We start from the raw sequence: 14,806 nt of genomic DNA on the forward strand, positions 1-14,806 counted from the left end.
CGTGCCCGCGGCTCCCGTGGTCCGGCCGCCGGGGCAAGTTTGAGAACGGTCGTTCTTGACCGAGCGTTCTTTAACTCGTAGAGTCCTGGGCATGGGAAGACCACGCGCCTTCGACGAGGAGCAGGCTGTGCGGGCGGCGGCGGAGTTGTTCGCCGTTCGCGGGTACGAGGGGACCTCGGTGGACGATCTCGTCACCGGCCTCGGTGTGCACCGGGGGAGTCTCTACAAGGTGTTCGGGAGCAAGCGCGGGCTCTACCTCGCCGCGCTGCGCCGGCACCTCGACGAGGAGGTGCTGCCGCTCGCGGCGGCGTTGCGGGAGGCGGAGGGGCTCGGTGCGCTGCTGGCGCAGGCGGTCGCCGCGTTCGACGGCGGGCCGGCCGCCGGGCTGCTGCTGTCGGCCGCCGTGGAGCGGGCCGGGAGCGATCCGGAGGTCGGGGCGCTGGTCGGCGAGGGGCTGGCCGCGCTGGACGGCGCGGTCGAGCGGGCCGGCGGCACCGACCCCGGCGCCGCCGGGGTGCTCGCCGCGACCGTCCTCGGCCTGCGGCTGCGCGCCCGCGCCGGTCTCGGCGGACCGTCCGCCGACGCGGTGCTGGCCTTCGCCGCACGCGTCGGCTGACCGCCGGCCGACCTTCGACCACCACAGACGTCCACCAAGCAGTCCATCAGTGGGAGGAAACAGTTCCATGGCCCGTGTGAGCATCACCGACCGGACCCTCGTCGTCGAGATCGAGGGCCTCGACCGGCTCTGGGCGGTCCGCAGCCGGATCGAGATCCCGCTCGCCAACGTCCGGGGCGCGACCGTCGACCCCGGGATCTTCCGGGAGCCCAAGGGGATCAAGGTCGGGGGCACCCACTTCCCGGGGGTGATCACCGCCGGCACCTTCCGCTCGGGCGGCGAGTGGGTCTTCTGGGACGTCAAGAACCCCGCCAAGGCGGTGGTGATCGAGCTGGCCGACGAGCGCTACAGCCGGCTGGTCGTGGAGGTCGACGACCCGCGCGCCACCGTCGACCTGGTCGAGCACGCCAAGCGGCCCGCCGCCTGACGGCCCGCCGGGGCGTCCGGGCAGGGCGTCCGGGCAGGGCGTCCGGGCGGGGCGGGCCGGGCGGCGCATCCTAGGGTGATCACGACCCCCGCCGCCGCGCCCGCCCGGAGCCCCTGTGCTGCACCTGCGTCTGATCGTCCCCACCGACCTGCGCGACCCCGTGCTGACCTGCCTGGACGACTGCGTCGGGGTGACCCATGTGGTCCTGCTGCCCGACGCAGCCGTCCGGCCGCCCGGGGACGTGGTGCTCTGCGACGTGGCCCGCGAGTCGGCGGACGAGGTGCTGGCCGGGCTGCGTGCGACGGGGCTGACCGCCCGCGGCGCGATCGACGTCCAGGAGGTCGAGCTGACGCTCTCGGCCGCCGCCGACGAGGCCGAGCGGCTCGCCCCCGGCGAGGGGGCGGACGCGCTGGTGTGGGAGGCGGTCTCCGAGATCACCCACGAGGAGTCCACCCTCACCGGCGTCTACCTGGCCTTCCTCACCGTGGCGACGATGCTGGCCGCCTGCGGCGCGGTGCTGGACAGCGCGATCCTGGTGGTCGGCGCGATGGCGGTGGGGCCGGAGTTCGGACCGCTCGCCGGCCTCTGCGTGGCCCTGGTGCAGCGGCGGGCGCGGCCCGCGCTGCGCTCGCTCAACGCGCTGGTCGCCGGTTTCGCGGTGGCGATGGCGCTGACCGTCGCGTTCGCCCTGTTGATGGACGGGCTGGGGCTGTTCAGCCACGGGAGGTTCGACGCGGCGCGGCCGAACACCTCGTTCATCTGGCAGCCCGACGCCACCTCGTTCGTGGTGGCCTTCCTCGCGGGCATCGCCGGACTGCTCTCGCTGACCTCGGCCAAGGCGGGCATGCTGGTCGGCGTGGCGATCTCGGTGACCACGGTGCCCGCCGCCGCCAACGCGGCGGTCGCCCTCGGGTACGGGGACTTCCGGCAGTTCTGGGGCTCCAGCGCGCAGCTGCTGCTGAACATGGCGGGGATCGTGCTGGCCGGGGTGCTGACGCTGCTGGTGCAGCAGGGCGCCTGGCGGCGCATCCGCCGCCAGGCGGTCGCCGCTGGCCGCGGATCCGCCTGAACGGCGGCGGCGGGGCGGCCCGGTCAGACCGGCACGCCGTCGCCCTCGGCCGCCGCCCGGGGCCGCGACCCGTCGGCCGCGGCGGCCGGGCCGTCCGGCACCACCAGCGCCGCGCCGTCCCGGGGCGGCGCGGCCACCGCCCGCCACCAGCGTCGCAGCGCGGGCGGCTCGGCCGGTTCGAAGGGCCTGCCGGGCCGCGGCACCGCCAGCCGGGCGCCCTGTGCCCGCGCGGCGGCGACAACCCGTTCGGCGGGCTCCTCCCAGGGGTGCGGGGCGAGGTTGAAGGTGCACCAGTGGATCGGCAGCAGCAGCTCGCCGCGCAGGTCGAGGTGGGCCCGCACGCCCTCCTCGGGCGTCATGTGGACGTCGGGCCAGAAGTCGCTGTAGGCGCCGACCTGCATCATCGTCGCGTCGAACGGGCCGAGCCGGCGGCCGATCTCGGCGAAGCCGGCGAAGTGGCCGGTGTCCCCGCTGTGGAAGACGGTCCGGCCGCCGCCGGCCACCACCCAGGACGCCCAGAGGAAGAGCGGGCTGGTGCGCGGACCGCGGCTGCAGTAGTGGCGGGCGGGTGTGGCGGTGAGGGTGAGACCGGCCACCTCGGCCGACTCCCACCAGTCGAGTTCGACGATCCGCTCGGCGGGCACCCCCCAGTGCTCCAGGTGCGCCCCGACGCCGAGCGGGACGGCGAAGGCCGTGCCGGTGCCGATCAGCGCCCGGACGGTGCCCATGTCGAGGTGGTCGTAGTGGTCGTGGGAGACGACGACCACGTCGACCGGGCCGAGCTCGTCGAGCGGCAGCGGCACCGGGTGGAGCCGCTTGGGGCCGGTCCAGGAGAACGGGGAGCAGCGCTCGCCCCAGACCGGGTCGAACAGCACCCGGCGGCCGCCGATCTCGGCGAGCACCGTGGCGTGGCCGAGCCAGGTGAGCCGCAGGCCCGAGGCGGGCGGCTCGGCGAGGTCGGCGGGGAGCAGCCGGTGCAGCGGCACGGCGGCGGCCGGCGCCCGCCGTGCGCGGTCGGCCGCCAGCTGGGCGCGGGTGATCTCCAGCGGGCTGCGCGCGGAGACCAGCCGGCGGGTCGGGACGGGGTTGCGGAAGGCGCCGTCGGTGAACTGGGGCGAGCGGCGGATCCGGGCCAGCCGCTCGCCGCGCGGCTCGGCGCCGAAGGCGTCGGTCCGGACCCGGTGCCAGGCCGCCCGGGGCAGTCCGGCCAGGCCGGCCGGGTCGGGGAGCGTGCCGAGGGCAAAGGACGCGGTGGCGGACACGGCGGAGGACAGCGCCGAGGGCAGGCCGAGGACGCGGGAGTACCACGGGGCGGCTGGACGGGGCACGGCACCTCCAAGGACGGCAACGGATACCTGGCATGCCGGGGCGCGTACCCGGCGACCAGAACGCCGGTCCGGTACGACAACCGTCTCGTCGGAGATTACTCGTGGTCGGCCGTCCGGACCCGGCGAGCGGCGGCCGCCGTCCGCCGACCAGGGGCCTTCCCCCGTGATCAGGCGTAGAAACGGGTGATCGTGTCGGCGACGCAGTGCGGCTTGGCGCTCGCCTCGCTGGTGATGGTGAACCGGACCACGGCCTGCACGCCGCCCGTCACCTCGGTGGCGGAGACCAGCTCGGCCTTCGCCCGGATCGCCGTGCCGACCGGCAGCGGTGCGGGGAAGCGGACCTTCTCCGAGCCGTAGTTGAGCGCCATCCGCACGCCCTCGACGCCGTAGCACTCCTTGGCCAGCACCGGGATCATCGACATCGTGAGGTAGCCGTGCGCGATGGTCGAGCCGAACTGGCTCTCCTTCGCCCGCTGCGGGTCGACGTGGATCCACTGGTGGTCGCCGGTCGCCTCGGCGAACAGGTCGATCCGGGCCTGCTCGACGGTGTGCCACCGGCTGGTGCCCAGTTCGGTGCCGACGGCGGCGGTCAGCTCGGCGAGGGAGGCGAAGGTCGTCACGGGGCGCTCCTGGGGCAGGCGGGAGGGTCGGCGGTGCGGGTTGCTGCGAACTCCGCAGAGTATGCCTACTCGCCGGTCACCTGTCAGGGGTTCCCGGGAACGGCCGACGGCCCTCGAACCGGTGTTCCTCCGGGCGGCCGGTGCGGTTCAGGAGTGCGGTTCGGGTGCGCGGTTCGGGTGCGCGGTTCAGGAGTGCGGGACGGGGCGGCCGGACGGGGCCAGCCGGCGGCCGCTGATCAGTTCGGGCACCAGCGAGACGAACATCGGGTCCGGGTCGCCGACCCAGGGCCGCAGGCCCGAGCGCAGCGCGCGGCGGACCAGCTCCGGGTCGCGCAGGACGTCCGCCCGGCCGTGCACCAGCACGCTCCAGCCGGTCCGGGTGACCGGGTCCAGCTGGTCGGCCTGGAAGGCGACGACGGTGCCGTCCAATCCGCGTGCCGTGGCGCTGCCCCGGCGCACGGCCAGCAGCAGGCGCCCGTCCGGTGCGACCTCGAAGGAGACCGGCAGCACGGCCGGCAGCGCGTGCTCGGTGTACACCACGCGTCCGACGGGCACGGTGCTGAGCAGGCGCAGGCACGTGTCCGCGCCGAGTTCCTCCAGCTGGTCGTCACGGTCCATGGGTCCGATGGTCCCTCTCCCGCGCGCGGGCCGACAGGGCCCATGGTCCCTGGGCGGTAGGGCCTTGCGGCCGTCCCGGGCCGGTGCCGGGGCGGCGTCCGGGCGCGGGTCGGGTGCCGGTCGGACGGCGGTCGGACGGCGGTCGGACGTGGGATTCGGCCCCGGAAGGCGGGCGGAAGGCCCGACGGGGTCGGCCCGGGACGGTAGCCTGCCCGGCGGTGGCACCGGGGCGCGCCGGGCGTGCCGGGGACTGAACGGCGCCGCCGGAGAAGGCAGGACGGCGTGCGCGGCAGGGCCGGAGCGAACGGCGGGGCGCACGGCGGAACGGTTCGGCGGCTCCGGGTGGCCGGGGCCGGGCAGGAGGGGGCGGTGCGGGTGGCAAGCGGGGTCGATCTGGTGGTCATCGGGGCGGACGGCGGGCCGGACCGCGCCTTCGGCGGGTCCGCGCACGCGGCCGAGGGCGCCCGGTTACTGGCCGATGTGCTGCCGGGGATGTGCTTCGACGCCGGCGCGGCCGGCAGCCGGGTCGCCGTGGTCGACCCGGGCGCGGACGCCAACACCATGCTCACCGCCGTCCGGGAGGCGGCCGCCCGCCCGGGCCGCTGGCTGCTGGTGTGCCTGGTGGGCCAGCTGGTGGCCGACCCGCGCGGCCGCCGGCTCGCCCTGGTGACGGCGGGCTCCACCGCCGACAACGCCTACCGGCGCGGGCTGGCCTGGGACTGGGTGGTCAGCGCGATGGTGCACGGCGACCAGGAGGAGGCGCTGCTGCTGGTCGACGCGGTGGCCGACAAGGACACCTGGGCGGCGCTGGAGCGCGGCGGCGGCGAGGACGGCGCGGGCGAACTGCTCAGCTACTCGCGCGTCCCGCTCTGGGGCCGGATCGGCCGCCACGCGCCCGGCCGCTACACCCCGGGCCGGCGCGGCCGGGAGGCCGTCCTGCCGGGCGGCCCCGGCTCGTTCAGCCAGGCGCTCACCACCGTGCTGCGGCAGGGCGTCGCGGGCGCGCCCGCCGCCGTCGGGCCGCACGATCTGCAGCCGGCCGTCGGCGCACTGCTCGACGGGGGCGCCCCGCAGGAGGGCGCGGGCGCCGGTGCGCCCTCGAACCAGCCCGACGCGCCGGGTGTGCGCCTGCTCGTACCGCCGGAGGGCGGGCGGCTTCTGATGCGCAATCGGGCGGCGGTTCGGGGGGCATTGGCCGGATTGTCGCTTTCCGAGGAACTGTTGGCCCTGCTGTGGCGGGAAAGTGCGCCGACGGATCCGCCTTCCGCGTAAGGTCAGGGGGCCCCAGGTGTTGCCGTGAAGGCCCGGTTTGGCGAAGAATCGATGCTCGCGGGAGAACACTGGCGGGACGGTGGAATTCTTCTGGCGGCCCCGGTCCACACCCGGGGTCGGCTGCGACGAGGTGGGGCGATGCGGCAGCGCGGAATTGTGTTGCGCCCTGGGGCGGTTGGGGTGGGAGGGCTGGTTCTCGTGTTACTGCTGGGCGGTTGCGCGAGCAGCGGGTCCGGTGGTTCCACCGATCGCCTGGGGACGAACGCACCGACGGTTGCGGGGGTGACGGCGGTCCCTCCTTCGGGTGGTTCCGCAAACGTCGGGAACGCGCCGACCGACGGACCTGAAGGGGCCGCTGCGCGCGACGCCCTGAGGACTTATCAGGACTGGTGGCAGGCCCAGGCGGAGGCGTTCGGGCGGACCGACTCGGACGGTTCCGGATTCGGTACCTTCGCCTCGGGGAAGGCGCTGACCGAAGCCCTGGTCAATCTCAAGCAACTGCATGACGCGAAACTGGTGATGACGGGCGAGCCGCGGAATTCCGCGGTGGTGAAGTCCGTCGATCTGACCGCCGATCCGAACACCGCCGTGATCGAGGACTGCCTGGACGTGTCCGGCTGGCACCAGGCGGACGCCGAGACCCGCGCGGTGAAGGACCCGCCCGACCGGTTCGGCCGGTACGTGGCGACCGTTTCCCTGCGACAGTTCCAAACGCGCTGGCTGGTCGACGAGTTCAAGCGGGAGGTGGGACGCACATGCTGAAACCGGTACGGCGATTGGTGATCGGCACGCCGTTGTTCGCCGGATTACTCCTGGCGCCAACGGGGCCCGCTGCGGCGGACCCCACCCCGACGGGGGGTGCCACCCACTGCCAGGTCACCACCATCTGCACGGGGATCGGCCAGCCCGGCAGCACGCCGACGGCCCCCGCCGGCGGTGGCGGCACGGGTGGGGGCGGCGGCGGACCGCAGATCTGCAACTGGAACGGCCTGCCCCTCGCCTGCAGCGACCCCGTCCGGGGCTGGTTCAGCTCATCGGACGGTTGCTACTACCGGGCCATCACTCCGCCTCCCCCGGCGGGGGATCCGCGCTGGAAGAGCAACGATCCCGCGAAAGGCGCGCTCTACAACAGGACCTGTGTCTTCTCCGACGGTTCCCAGGGCGCTCCCGAGGAGGTGTTCCTGACCCAGTCGCCCATCCCCAAGCCGCCGGACCCGAAGGACATGGCCTATGAGATCAAGGCGGAGACCGTCTTCGATCCTCCGGTTCTCGGCGTCGCCCCCAAGAGCGATCCGGTGGTAGGGGGGAGCGTCTGGCTCTGGCTGGCGGACCCGAAGACGCCGCGTCCGGAACCGCTCACCAGAGGCGGTCTGACGGTCGCCCTGAAACCCCGGCTCGCCTCGGTGAAGTGGGACCTCGGTGACGGGACCAGCGTGACCTGCAAGGGCGCCGCCGCGGTCGGGACCCCGTACGACCCCAAGTACGGAGGCGCCCCCTCTCCCACCTGCGGCCACGTCTTCAAGACCGGTTCCGGGACCAAGAAGAACGGCCTGTTCACCGGCTCGGTCGAGGTCGTGTGGATGAACGACGTGACGGTCTCCGACGGCACCAAGATCAACCCGATCGAGGTCCGGGTCAATGTGCAGAACGTCAGCTTCCGGGTCTCCGAGGTCCAGGTCCTCAACTAACCCGCCGGTCACGGCGGCACGCACAGCAACCCCCCGACGAACGACGCAGGAAGGCCGAACCCGGTGGAGAACCGTACAGTTGCCACGCCCGGCCCCGGCGCGTCCGCCACGGCGAGCGCGGCCACCGCGCCCGCCCCGGCGGCCGTGCCGGAGCAGCGGCGCGGGCTGCCGCGCACCCCCGGGCGGACGCTCGGCGCGCGGCGCCGGCGGCCCGCCGTGCTGGCGATGGCGGTGGCGCTGATAGCCGCCGGCGGGCTGGGCGGCGCGGTGCTGTACAACAGCACCGGGCAGCGGGTCGCGGTGCTGGCGCTCGCCCGGGACGTGCCGTGGGGGCAGGTGCTGACCGAGGCCGACCTGGTGGTCGTCCGGATCGCGAGCGATCCGTCGCTCAAGCCGCTGGACGCCGCGGACCGGGCCAAGGCGGTCGGGATGCGGGCCTCCACCGACCTCCACCGGGGCGGGCTGCTCACCAAGTCCGACCTCGCGCAGTCGCTCGTCCTCAACCCCGGGCAGCTGCTGGTCGGCGTCTCGGCCCGGCGCACCCAGCTGCCGGCCACCCGGCTCCAGCCGGGCCAGCCGGTGATCATCGTCTACACCCCGGACGGCGCGCGGTCCGAGACGCTCGCCGCCACCGTCTACACCGTGGGCCGGGTGGACACCGACGGCAGCCAGGTCTTCGACGCCGTCGTCGACCAGGGGGACGCCGGCAAGCTCGCCGCCTGGGTCTCCACCGGGCGGATCCAGGTGGTGGTGGCGCCGCGTGCGGCGGCCGGCGGTCCCGCCACGGGCGCCGCTGCCACGGGGGCGCCGACCACGGGCACGCCGACCACCGGCGCCCCGGCGTCCGGTGCCCCGGCCTCCGCGCGCCCCGCCGCCTCCGGGGCGCCCGCCGCGTCCGGCGCCCCGACCGGGGCGGGTGGGAACTGACATGGCCGTCATCGCGGTGGTCGGCGCTCCGGGGGCACCCGGCGCGACCACGACGGCGCTGGCGCTGCTGCTGGCCTGGCCGCTGCAGCCCGGCCGCCGCATCCTGCTCGTCGAGTGCGACCCGGACGGCGGCGCCGTCCTGGCCGGGGCGCTGGAGGGCCGGGTCGAGGCGGTCTACGGGCTGCGCAACCTCGCCGTCGCCGACCGGCGCGGGCTGCTCGCCCAGACCCTCTGGGAGCAGCTGATCGACATCTCGCCGGACGGCAACGCCGAACGCCTGCTGCTGCCCGGCCTCACCGACCCCGTCCAGGCGCCCGGCCTCGCCTACACCTGGGAGCCGCTGGTGGAGGTGCTGCGCGGGCTGGAGCCGCAGGGCTACGACGTCATCCTCGACCTCGGGCGCTCCGGCGCGACCGGCACCAGCGCGGTGCTGGCCCGCCGGGCCGACGTGGTGGCCGCCACCGTGCGCACCACCCTGCGCGGGCTGAGCGCGGTCCGGCCCCGGCTGACCGCGCTCGCCGAGGACCTGGCCACCGCGGGCAGCGGCTCGGACGCGCTGGGCCTGCTGCTGATCGCCGAGGGGCCGTACTCGGGGGCGGAGGTGTCCCGGGAACTCGGGCTGCCGGTGCTCGGGCTGCTGCCGCACGCGCAGCGCACGGCCCGGGTGCTGTCGGACGGCGGGGACGTCACCGACCGGCGGTTCATCCGCTCGGAGCTGATGCGGACGGCGCGTTCGGCGGCGGACGAGATCCAGCTGACGGTCCGTCGGCGGCGGCAGCGGCTCGCGCCCGCCCCGGCGCAGCTGACGGCGGGACCGGCGGCGGGACCGGCGGCGGCACCGACGGCCCCGGTGCCGGTGCCGGTGCCGGGACCGGCCGCCCCGGCCGGGCCGCAGCCCGACGCCGCCGGGTACGACTACGCCCGCCCCGGGCCGGTCGAGCCGCCTCGGCCCGCGCAACCGTCCGGGCCGACGTACCAGCAGCACCACCAGCCGTCCCCCCAGCCGTCCCAGCAACAGGCCCGGCAACAGGCCCACCAGCAGCCGTACGGCCCGGTGCCGCCGGTGATCACGACCGGTCCGGTGGCGCCGCTCGCCGGGCTGGCGCCGCAGCCGGCCGCTCCCGCGCCGTTCCCCGGCCACGGCGCGCCGCCGCAGCAGCAGGCCGCGCCGTACCCGGGCGCGGACGCCGCCGCCCAGCCGTACCCGAACGCCCAGCCGTACCCGGGCCAGCCCCACCCGAACACGCAGCCCCACCCCGGGCAGCCGTACCCGACCACCCAGCCCCACCACCACCAGCCCGTCGACGGGGAGGTGCTCCGTGCGCGGTAGCCCGCTGCACCAGCAGCCCGCGGCCGACCCGGCGGCGCTGCCCTGGACGACGCCGCTGCCCGGCCCGGTCCACCCGGTGGCCCCCGGCCGGGTCGTCCCGGCCGACCAGCCGCCGCCGCAGTCCCACACCGCCCACGCGGCCCACGCCGCTGCGGCCCCGGCCCACGTCCAGGCGCAGCCCCAGGGGCCCACCGCCGTCCCCGCCCAGCTGCCCGCGCTCGACCGGCGCGGCGCCGGCACCCGCCCGGCCGTCGATCCGCAGGTCGCGCGCGAGATCAAGCGCCAGGTCGCCGCCGAACTGCACCAGCAGATCACCCGGCTGACCGCCGGCTCCGGCACCGAGCCCGACCGCGCCACCCGCCGCCAGCGCGGCCGCGCGCTGATCGAGGAGGCCGTCGCCCGCTGGTCCGACGCCTACGCGCAGACCCACGGCATCCCGCCGACCCGGGACCAGGACCGCGCGCTCTCCGAGGCCGTCTTCGACCTGCTGTTCCGGGCCGGCCGCCTCCAGCCCTACCTCGACGACCCGGAGATCGAGAACATCCTGATCAACGGCTGCGACGACGTCTGGGTCTCCCGGGTCCACCAGCCGCTGCGCCAGGTCCCGCCGGTCGCCGACAGCGACGCCGAACTCGTCGAGCTGCTCCAGGACCTCGCCCGCCAGCACGGCGGCGGCGAGCGCACCCTGTCCACCGCCAGCCCGACCCTCGCCCTGCGCCTGGAGGGCGGCATGCGCCTCCAGGCGCTCACCGAGGTCACCCCTCGCCCGTACGTGGCGATCCGCCGGCACCGGGTGGCCTCGGCGACCCTGCCCGAGATGGTCCGGCTCGGCACCCTGGACACCACCCTCGCCGCCTTCCTGGCCTCGGCCATCCGGGCCCGGAAGAACGTGATGATCACCGGCACCCAGGGCGTCGGCAAGACCAGCCTGCTGCGCGCGATGGCCGCCGAGATCCCGCCGGACGAGCGGATCGGCACCCTGGAGTCGGAGTTCGAGCTCTGGCTGCACACCCTCGGCCACCTGCGCCAGGTCGTCCCGATGGAGGCCCGTGAGGGCAACGGCGAGCGGGTGGAAGGGCGTTCGGCGGGCGAGCTGACCATCGGCGACCTCATCCCGGCCGCGCTGCGGATGACGCTCTCGCGGATCATCGTCGGCGAGGTCCGCTCCGGCGAGGTCGTCCCGATGCTGCGCGTCATGACCAACGGCGAGGGCGGCTCGATGTGCACCCTGCACGCACGCGGCCCGCACATGGTCGTGGACCGGATCGCGGAACTCTGCCTGGAGTACGGCTCGCACATGACCGACGCGCTCGCCTACCGGCTCACCGCCAACGCGGTCGACCTCATCGTGCACGTGGCGATGGTCGACGAGACGGCCGTCGGCGGCCGCCGGCACCGCTTCGTCTCGCACGTCCTGGAAGTCACCGGCCTCGGGGAGAGCGGCCGGCCCGCGCTGAACACCGTGTTCGGGCCGCGCCCCGACCTCGGCGAGCCGCGCGCCGTCCCGCACACCCCGCCGCAGTGCCTGGACGACCTGCGCCGGGCCGGCTTCGACGCCGCGCTGCTCGGCTCCCGGTACGGCAGTTGGGCCGCACCGCTGCAGCTCCGGATCGGCGGTGGCGCCCGATGATGCCGCTCTTCGTGCTCTGCGGCCTGGCCCTCACGGCCGGGCTGGTCGCCTTGGTGGTCTGGGCGCGCGGCAGCGAGCCGCCCGAGGAGGGGGCGGAGGAGCCGGAGGCGCTCAACCCGCTGGCCTCCCGGCTGCACGTGTTCTGGTACGGCGCGCCCGGCACCGCCTCGGCCCGGGTCGCCCGGCTGCGCCGCGTCCAACTGCCGCTCGCGCTGATCGGGGCGCCGCTCGGCTGGCTGTTCACCGGCATCCCGCTGAGCGTGCTGCTGGTGCCGCTGGCGGTGTTCGGCCTGCCCTGGCTGTTCGACGCCACCCGCTCGGACACCGACCGGATCGAGCGGCTGGAGGCGCTGTCCGAGTGGACCCAGCGGATCGCCGACGTGCTGCTGCTCGGCGTCGGCCTCAACCAGGCCATCGTCACCAGCCGGCGCACCGCGCCCGCCGCGATCGAGTCCGAGGTCGGCGAGCTGGCCGCCCGGCTGCAGGCCCGCTGGCGGCCGGAGGAGGCGCTGCGCGTGTTCGCCGACAGCATGGCCGACGCCACCGCCGACAAGGTGCTCGCCGCGCTGCTGCTGCGGGCCGGGGACAGCGGGCCGGGCCTGGCCCGGGCGCTGGCCGACATGGCTGACTCGGTGCGCGAGGAGGTCCGCCAGCGGCGCACCATCGAGGCCGACCGGGCCAAGCACCGCACCACCATCCGCTGGCTGGTCGGCATCATCCTGCTGGTCGTGGTGGTGGGCTCGTTCAACACCGAGTACACCCGCCCGTACGGCACGGTGCTCGGGCAGCTCGTGCTCGGCGTGGTCTGCGCGCTGTTCGTCGCCGTGATCGCCTGGATGCGGGCACTGGCCTCGTACCCGCCGGTGCCGCGGCTGCTGGAGGCGGACCGGCGCAGCCGGACCGGCCGGCGGACCCTGTGGCGCCGCGGCGGCGGGGACCCCGCGGACGGCGCGGGTGAGCCCGGCCCGGCCGACGGGGCCGAGGACGCGGTGCGACTGTTCGGGGAGGCGCGATGATCTCCCCGTGGTCCGTGCTGGCCGGTGCCGTGGCGGCCGGCGGCGTCGCCGTGCTGATCGCCGAACTCCGGCCCGCGCCGCCCGACCTGGGCCAGGCGCTGGACCGGCTGCACCGGACCCCGGCGGAGCGCCCGCTCGACCCGGACGAGCGGCCGCGCTGGTTCGACCGGCTCGGCGAGCGCTCCATCGGCCTGCGCGGGGTGCGCATCCCCGAGCGGGAACTCGCCCTGATCGGCCGCACCCCGGCCCGGTTCATGGTGCACAAGCTGCTGTTCGCCCTGCTCGGGCTGGTGCTGCCGCCGTACCTGGTGGTGGCGGCCCTGCTGATGGACATGAGCCTGCCGTTCGCGCTGCCGCTGGTGGTCGGACCGCTGCTGGCCGGGCTGCTCTGGTTCGTCCCGGACGCGATCGTGCGCGGCGAGGCCAAGGAGGCGCGGGTCGAGTACCTGCACGGCATCGCCGCCTACCTGGAACTGGTGGCGATGGAGCGGGCCGCCGACCTCGGCCCGGCCGAGGCGCTGCGCCGGGCCGCCGCGGTCGGGCGGGGCACGGTGTTCCGCCGGATCCGCGACGCGCTGGACCGGGCCGCCACCGACCGGCTGCCGCCGTGGGCCGGGCTGGACGCGCTGGCCGTGGAGCTGGGCCTCACCCCGCTCCAGGACCTGGCCGACATCATGCGGATCTCGGGCACCGACGGGGCGGCCGTCTACGACACGCTGCGGGCCCGGGCCAAGGGCCTGCGCGGCGAGCTGATGGCCGAGGACCTGGCCCGGGCCAACGCCGACAGCGAGCGGATGGTCGCGCCGGGCTCCGCCCTGACCATGCTGATGACCATCCTGATCATCTTCCCCGCGCTCTACAAGATGCTCAACTGAACCGCCACTGAACCGCCCCTTCGCGGAGGTCAGCGCCTCCGTCACCACACCTCACCCCTGGGAGCACCCGATGAACCATCAGCTGAAGTCGCTGGTCGGACGATTGGCGGGCACGATGCTGCTGCCGTTCCAGTTCGCCCTGATGCTGTTCCACTTCCGAATGGGCCGGGCCAAGGCCGCCCGCGCGCGTGGCGACAAGGGCGCCATCAGCATCGAACTCGCGCTCGCGGTCATCGCGCTGGTGTTCATCGCGGGCCTGGTGACGGTCGCCCTGGTCAACCTGAAGGACAACGTCGTCAAGAAGGTCGAGCAGGACCCGAACTACCCCCACGGGGGTGCGGCCACCTGATGACCCGCCGTCGTCGCCTCCGCCGTTCCGACCGGGGGTCGATGAGCCTGAGCCTGGCCATCGTCTTCCCGGTCGTCCTGCTCCTGGTGCTGGCCGTCGCCCAGACCGGGCTGTGGTGGTACCAGCGCCAACTCGCGCTCAGCGCTGCCCGCGAGGGCGTGGACGCGGGGCGGACGCAGGGGGACCGGAGCGACGAGCAGAAGAACGAGGCGGCGCGCCGGCAGGCGGAGGACTTCCTCGTCCTGCAGGGCAACCGGGACCACCGGGTCCTGACGGACGGCAGTTCGCCGGTGCTGATCCGGGTGACCGTCGAGGTGAAGGCGCCGGTGATCGTGCCGTTCATCACGCCGCCGACCGTCACCCAGTTCGCCGAGGCGCCGCGCGAGCGCTTCGTCCCGCCGGAGGTGGTGGAACCGTGAGCGCCCGGGTGCGGTGCCGGTCCGCGCGCCCGGCCGGGTGGGTGCGGCGGCTCGCCGTGCGCCTCCCCGGCCGGGCGGCGCGCGGCCGCGACGGCGGCAGCGCCGCGATCGAGGCGGCGATCGTCATGCCCGTCGTGGTCGCGCTGATCCTGGTCGCGGTCGCGGCGGGCCGGGTGCAGACCGCCGGCGGCACGGTGGAGGCGGCGGCCCGCTCCGCCGCCCGGACGGCGTCGATGGCGCGCAGCGTGGACGGGATGGACGACGCGGCGAAGAAGGCCGCCGAGGACGCCCTGCGGCAGCAGGGCGTGCACTGCCGGAGCAGCGACGTGGAGGTCGGGCACGGCGAACTGGTCAGCCACGGGGTGACCTTGGCGACGGTAGAGGTGACGGTGTGGTGCGAGGTCGGTCTGGGGGATCTGATCGGCGGGCCGGACGTGCCGCTGACGAAGACGCTCACCGGGCGGTTCGTCTCGGTGGTCGACCGGTATCGCGGACAGTGAGGCGTGGACGGGGCGGAGTTGTGTCAGGTCGTGGGCCGGGTGGTGACGGGGTTGTGAGGACGAGCGGGCCGGGCGGGGATTGGAGAGCCGTCGGGCGGGGGAGACGCATGCGGAGGGAGCCC

General features: G+C 75.3%; 17 protein-coding genes. 14 read left to right on the forward strand and 3 right to left on the reverse strand.

What is annotated here, in order from left to right; translation table 11 throughout:
• Nucleotides 1-91 precede the first annotated feature (91 nt).
• The 3 genes from ACFCLZ_RS31240 to ACFCLZ_RS31250 all read left to right on the forward strand — a co-directional run bounded on the left by ACFCLZ_RS31240 (nucleotide 92) and on the right by ACFCLZ_RS31250 (nucleotide 2,112).
• Nucleotides 92-616 (forward strand): TetR/AcrR family transcriptional regulator, encoded by a 525-nt coding sequence (locus ACFCLZ_RS31240; protein ID WP_380281236.1) that lies wholly within the window; start codon nucleotides 92-94, stop codon nucleotides 614-616.
• 67 nt (nucleotides 617-683) lie between these two features.
• Complete coding sequence (locus ACFCLZ_RS31245) at nucleotides 684-1,043, forward strand: hypothetical protein (RefSeq protein ID WP_376085369.1); 360 nt, start codon at nucleotides 684-686, stop codon at nucleotides 1,041-1,043.
• 115 nt (nucleotides 1,044-1,158) lie between these two features.
• Nucleotides 1,159-2,112 (forward strand): DUF389 domain-containing protein, encoded by a 954-nt coding sequence (locus tag ACFCLZ_RS31250; protein ID WP_380281237.1) that lies wholly within the window; start codon nucleotides 1,159-1,161, stop codon nucleotides 2,110-2,112.
• Between the two features lie 23 nt (nucleotides 2,113-2,135).
• On the opposite strand, the gene ACFCLZ_RS31255 is transcribed toward ACFCLZ_RS31250, so the two are convergent.
• The 3 genes from ACFCLZ_RS31255 to ACFCLZ_RS31265 all read right to left on the reverse strand — a co-directional run bounded on the left by ACFCLZ_RS31255 (nucleotide 2,136) and on the right by ACFCLZ_RS31265 (nucleotide 4,678).
• Nucleotides 2,136-3,323, reverse strand: a complete 1,188-nt coding sequence (locus ACFCLZ_RS31255) for an MBL fold metallo-hydrolase (protein WP_380286342.1) — start codon at nucleotides 3,321-3,323, stop codon at nucleotides 2,136-2,138.
• Nucleotides 3,324-3,607: 284 nt separating this feature from the next.
• Complete coding sequence (locus ACFCLZ_RS31260) at nucleotides 3,608-4,060, reverse strand: MaoC family dehydratase (protein ID WP_380281238.1); 453 nt, start codon at nucleotides 4,058-4,060, stop codon at nucleotides 3,608-3,610.
• 186 nt (nucleotides 4,061-4,246) lie between these two features.
• Complete coding sequence (locus ACFCLZ_RS31265; protein WP_380281239.1) at nucleotides 4,247-4,678, reverse strand: pyridoxamine 5'-phosphate oxidase family protein; 432 nt, start codon at nucleotides 4,676-4,678, stop codon at nucleotides 4,247-4,249.
• A gap of 369 nt (nucleotides 4,679-5,047) precedes the next feature.
• Between ACFCLZ_RS31265 and ACFCLZ_RS31270 the strand changes: the two genes are divergently transcribed.
• The 11 genes from ACFCLZ_RS31270 to ACFCLZ_RS31320 all read left to right on the forward strand — a co-directional run bounded on the left by ACFCLZ_RS31270 (nucleotide 5,048) and on the right by ACFCLZ_RS31320 (nucleotide 14,684).
• Entirely contained in the window at nucleotides 5,048-5,950 is a 903-nt protein-coding gene (locus tag ACFCLZ_RS31270; RefSeq protein ID WP_380281240.1) for a hypothetical protein, read from the forward strand.
• Between the two features lie 198 nt (nucleotides 5,951-6,148).
• Nucleotides 6,149-6,712 carry a hypothetical protein gene (locus ACFCLZ_RS31275; protein WP_380281241.1) on the forward strand — a complete coding sequence of 188 codons (564 nt, stop codon included), beginning with the start codon at nucleotides 6,149-6,151 and terminating at the stop codon, nucleotides 6,710-6,712.
• Complete coding sequence (locus ACFCLZ_RS31280; protein WP_380281242.1) at nucleotides 6,706-7,638, forward strand: hypothetical protein; 933 nt, start codon at nucleotides 6,706-6,708, stop codon at nucleotides 7,636-7,638. The genes ACFCLZ_RS31275 and ACFCLZ_RS31280 overlap by 7 nt, the downstream gene beginning before the upstream one ends.
• A gap of 63 nt (nucleotides 7,639-7,701) precedes the next feature.
• Nucleotides 7,702-8,565, forward strand: a complete 864-nt coding sequence (locus tag ACFCLZ_RS31285; RefSeq protein ID WP_380281243.1) for an SAF domain-containing protein — start codon at nucleotides 7,702-7,704, stop codon at nucleotides 8,563-8,565.
• A 1-nt stretch (nucleotide 8,566) separates the two neighbouring features.
• A complete protein-coding gene (locus ACFCLZ_RS31290; protein ID WP_380281244.1) occupies nucleotides 8,567-9,895 on the forward strand; it encodes a hypothetical protein in 1,329 nt (442 codons plus the stop codon).
• Nucleotides 9,885-11,525 (forward strand): ATPase, T2SS/T4P/T4SS family, encoded by a 1,641-nt coding sequence (locus tag ACFCLZ_RS31295; RefSeq protein WP_380281245.1) that lies wholly within the window; start codon nucleotides 9,885-9,887, stop codon nucleotides 11,523-11,525. The genes ACFCLZ_RS31290 and ACFCLZ_RS31295 overlap by 11 nt, the downstream gene beginning before the upstream one ends.
• Nucleotides 11,522-12,541, forward strand: a complete 1,020-nt coding sequence (locus ACFCLZ_RS31300; RefSeq protein WP_380281246.1) for a type II secretion system F family protein — start codon at nucleotides 11,522-11,524, stop codon at nucleotides 12,539-12,541. The genes ACFCLZ_RS31295 and ACFCLZ_RS31300 overlap by 4 nt, the downstream gene beginning before the upstream one ends.
• On the forward strand, nucleotides 12,538-13,416 hold the full coding sequence (locus tag ACFCLZ_RS31305) for a hypothetical protein (protein ID WP_380281247.1): 879 nt from the start codon (nucleotides 12,538-12,540) through the stop codon (nucleotides 13,414-13,416). The genes ACFCLZ_RS31300 and ACFCLZ_RS31305 overlap by 4 nt, the downstream gene beginning before the upstream one ends.
• 70 nt (nucleotides 13,417-13,486) lie before the next feature.
• Nucleotides 13,487-13,765: a hypothetical protein gene (locus ACFCLZ_RS31310; RefSeq protein ID WP_380281248.1), complete on the forward strand. Its 279-nt coding sequence runs from the start codon at nucleotides 13,487-13,489 to the stop codon at nucleotides 13,763-13,765.
• Nucleotides 13,766-13,806: 41 nt separating this feature from the next.
• Nucleotides 13,807-14,184 carry a TadE/TadG family type IV pilus assembly protein gene (locus tag ACFCLZ_RS31315; protein ID WP_380281249.1) on the forward strand — a complete coding sequence of 126 codons (378 nt, stop codon included), beginning with the start codon at nucleotides 13,807-13,809 and terminating at the stop codon, nucleotides 14,182-14,184.
• The gene (locus ACFCLZ_RS31320; protein ID WP_380281250.1) at nucleotides 14,181-14,684 is read left to right on the forward strand and encodes a TadE/TadG family type IV pilus assembly protein; all 504 of its coding nucleotides are present in this window, start codon (nucleotides 14,181-14,183) and stop codon (nucleotides 14,682-14,684) included. Before ACFCLZ_RS31315 ends, ACFCLZ_RS31320 begins: the two co-directional genes overlap by 4 nt.
• Nucleotides 14,685-14,806: the final 122 nt, after the last annotated feature.

The sequence above is a fragment of the Kitasatospora purpeofusca genome, from assembly GCF_042691725.1.
Classification (GTDB): Bacteria; Actinomycetota; Actinomycetes; order Streptomycetales; family Streptomycetaceae; genus Kitasatospora; species Kitasatospora purpeofusca_B.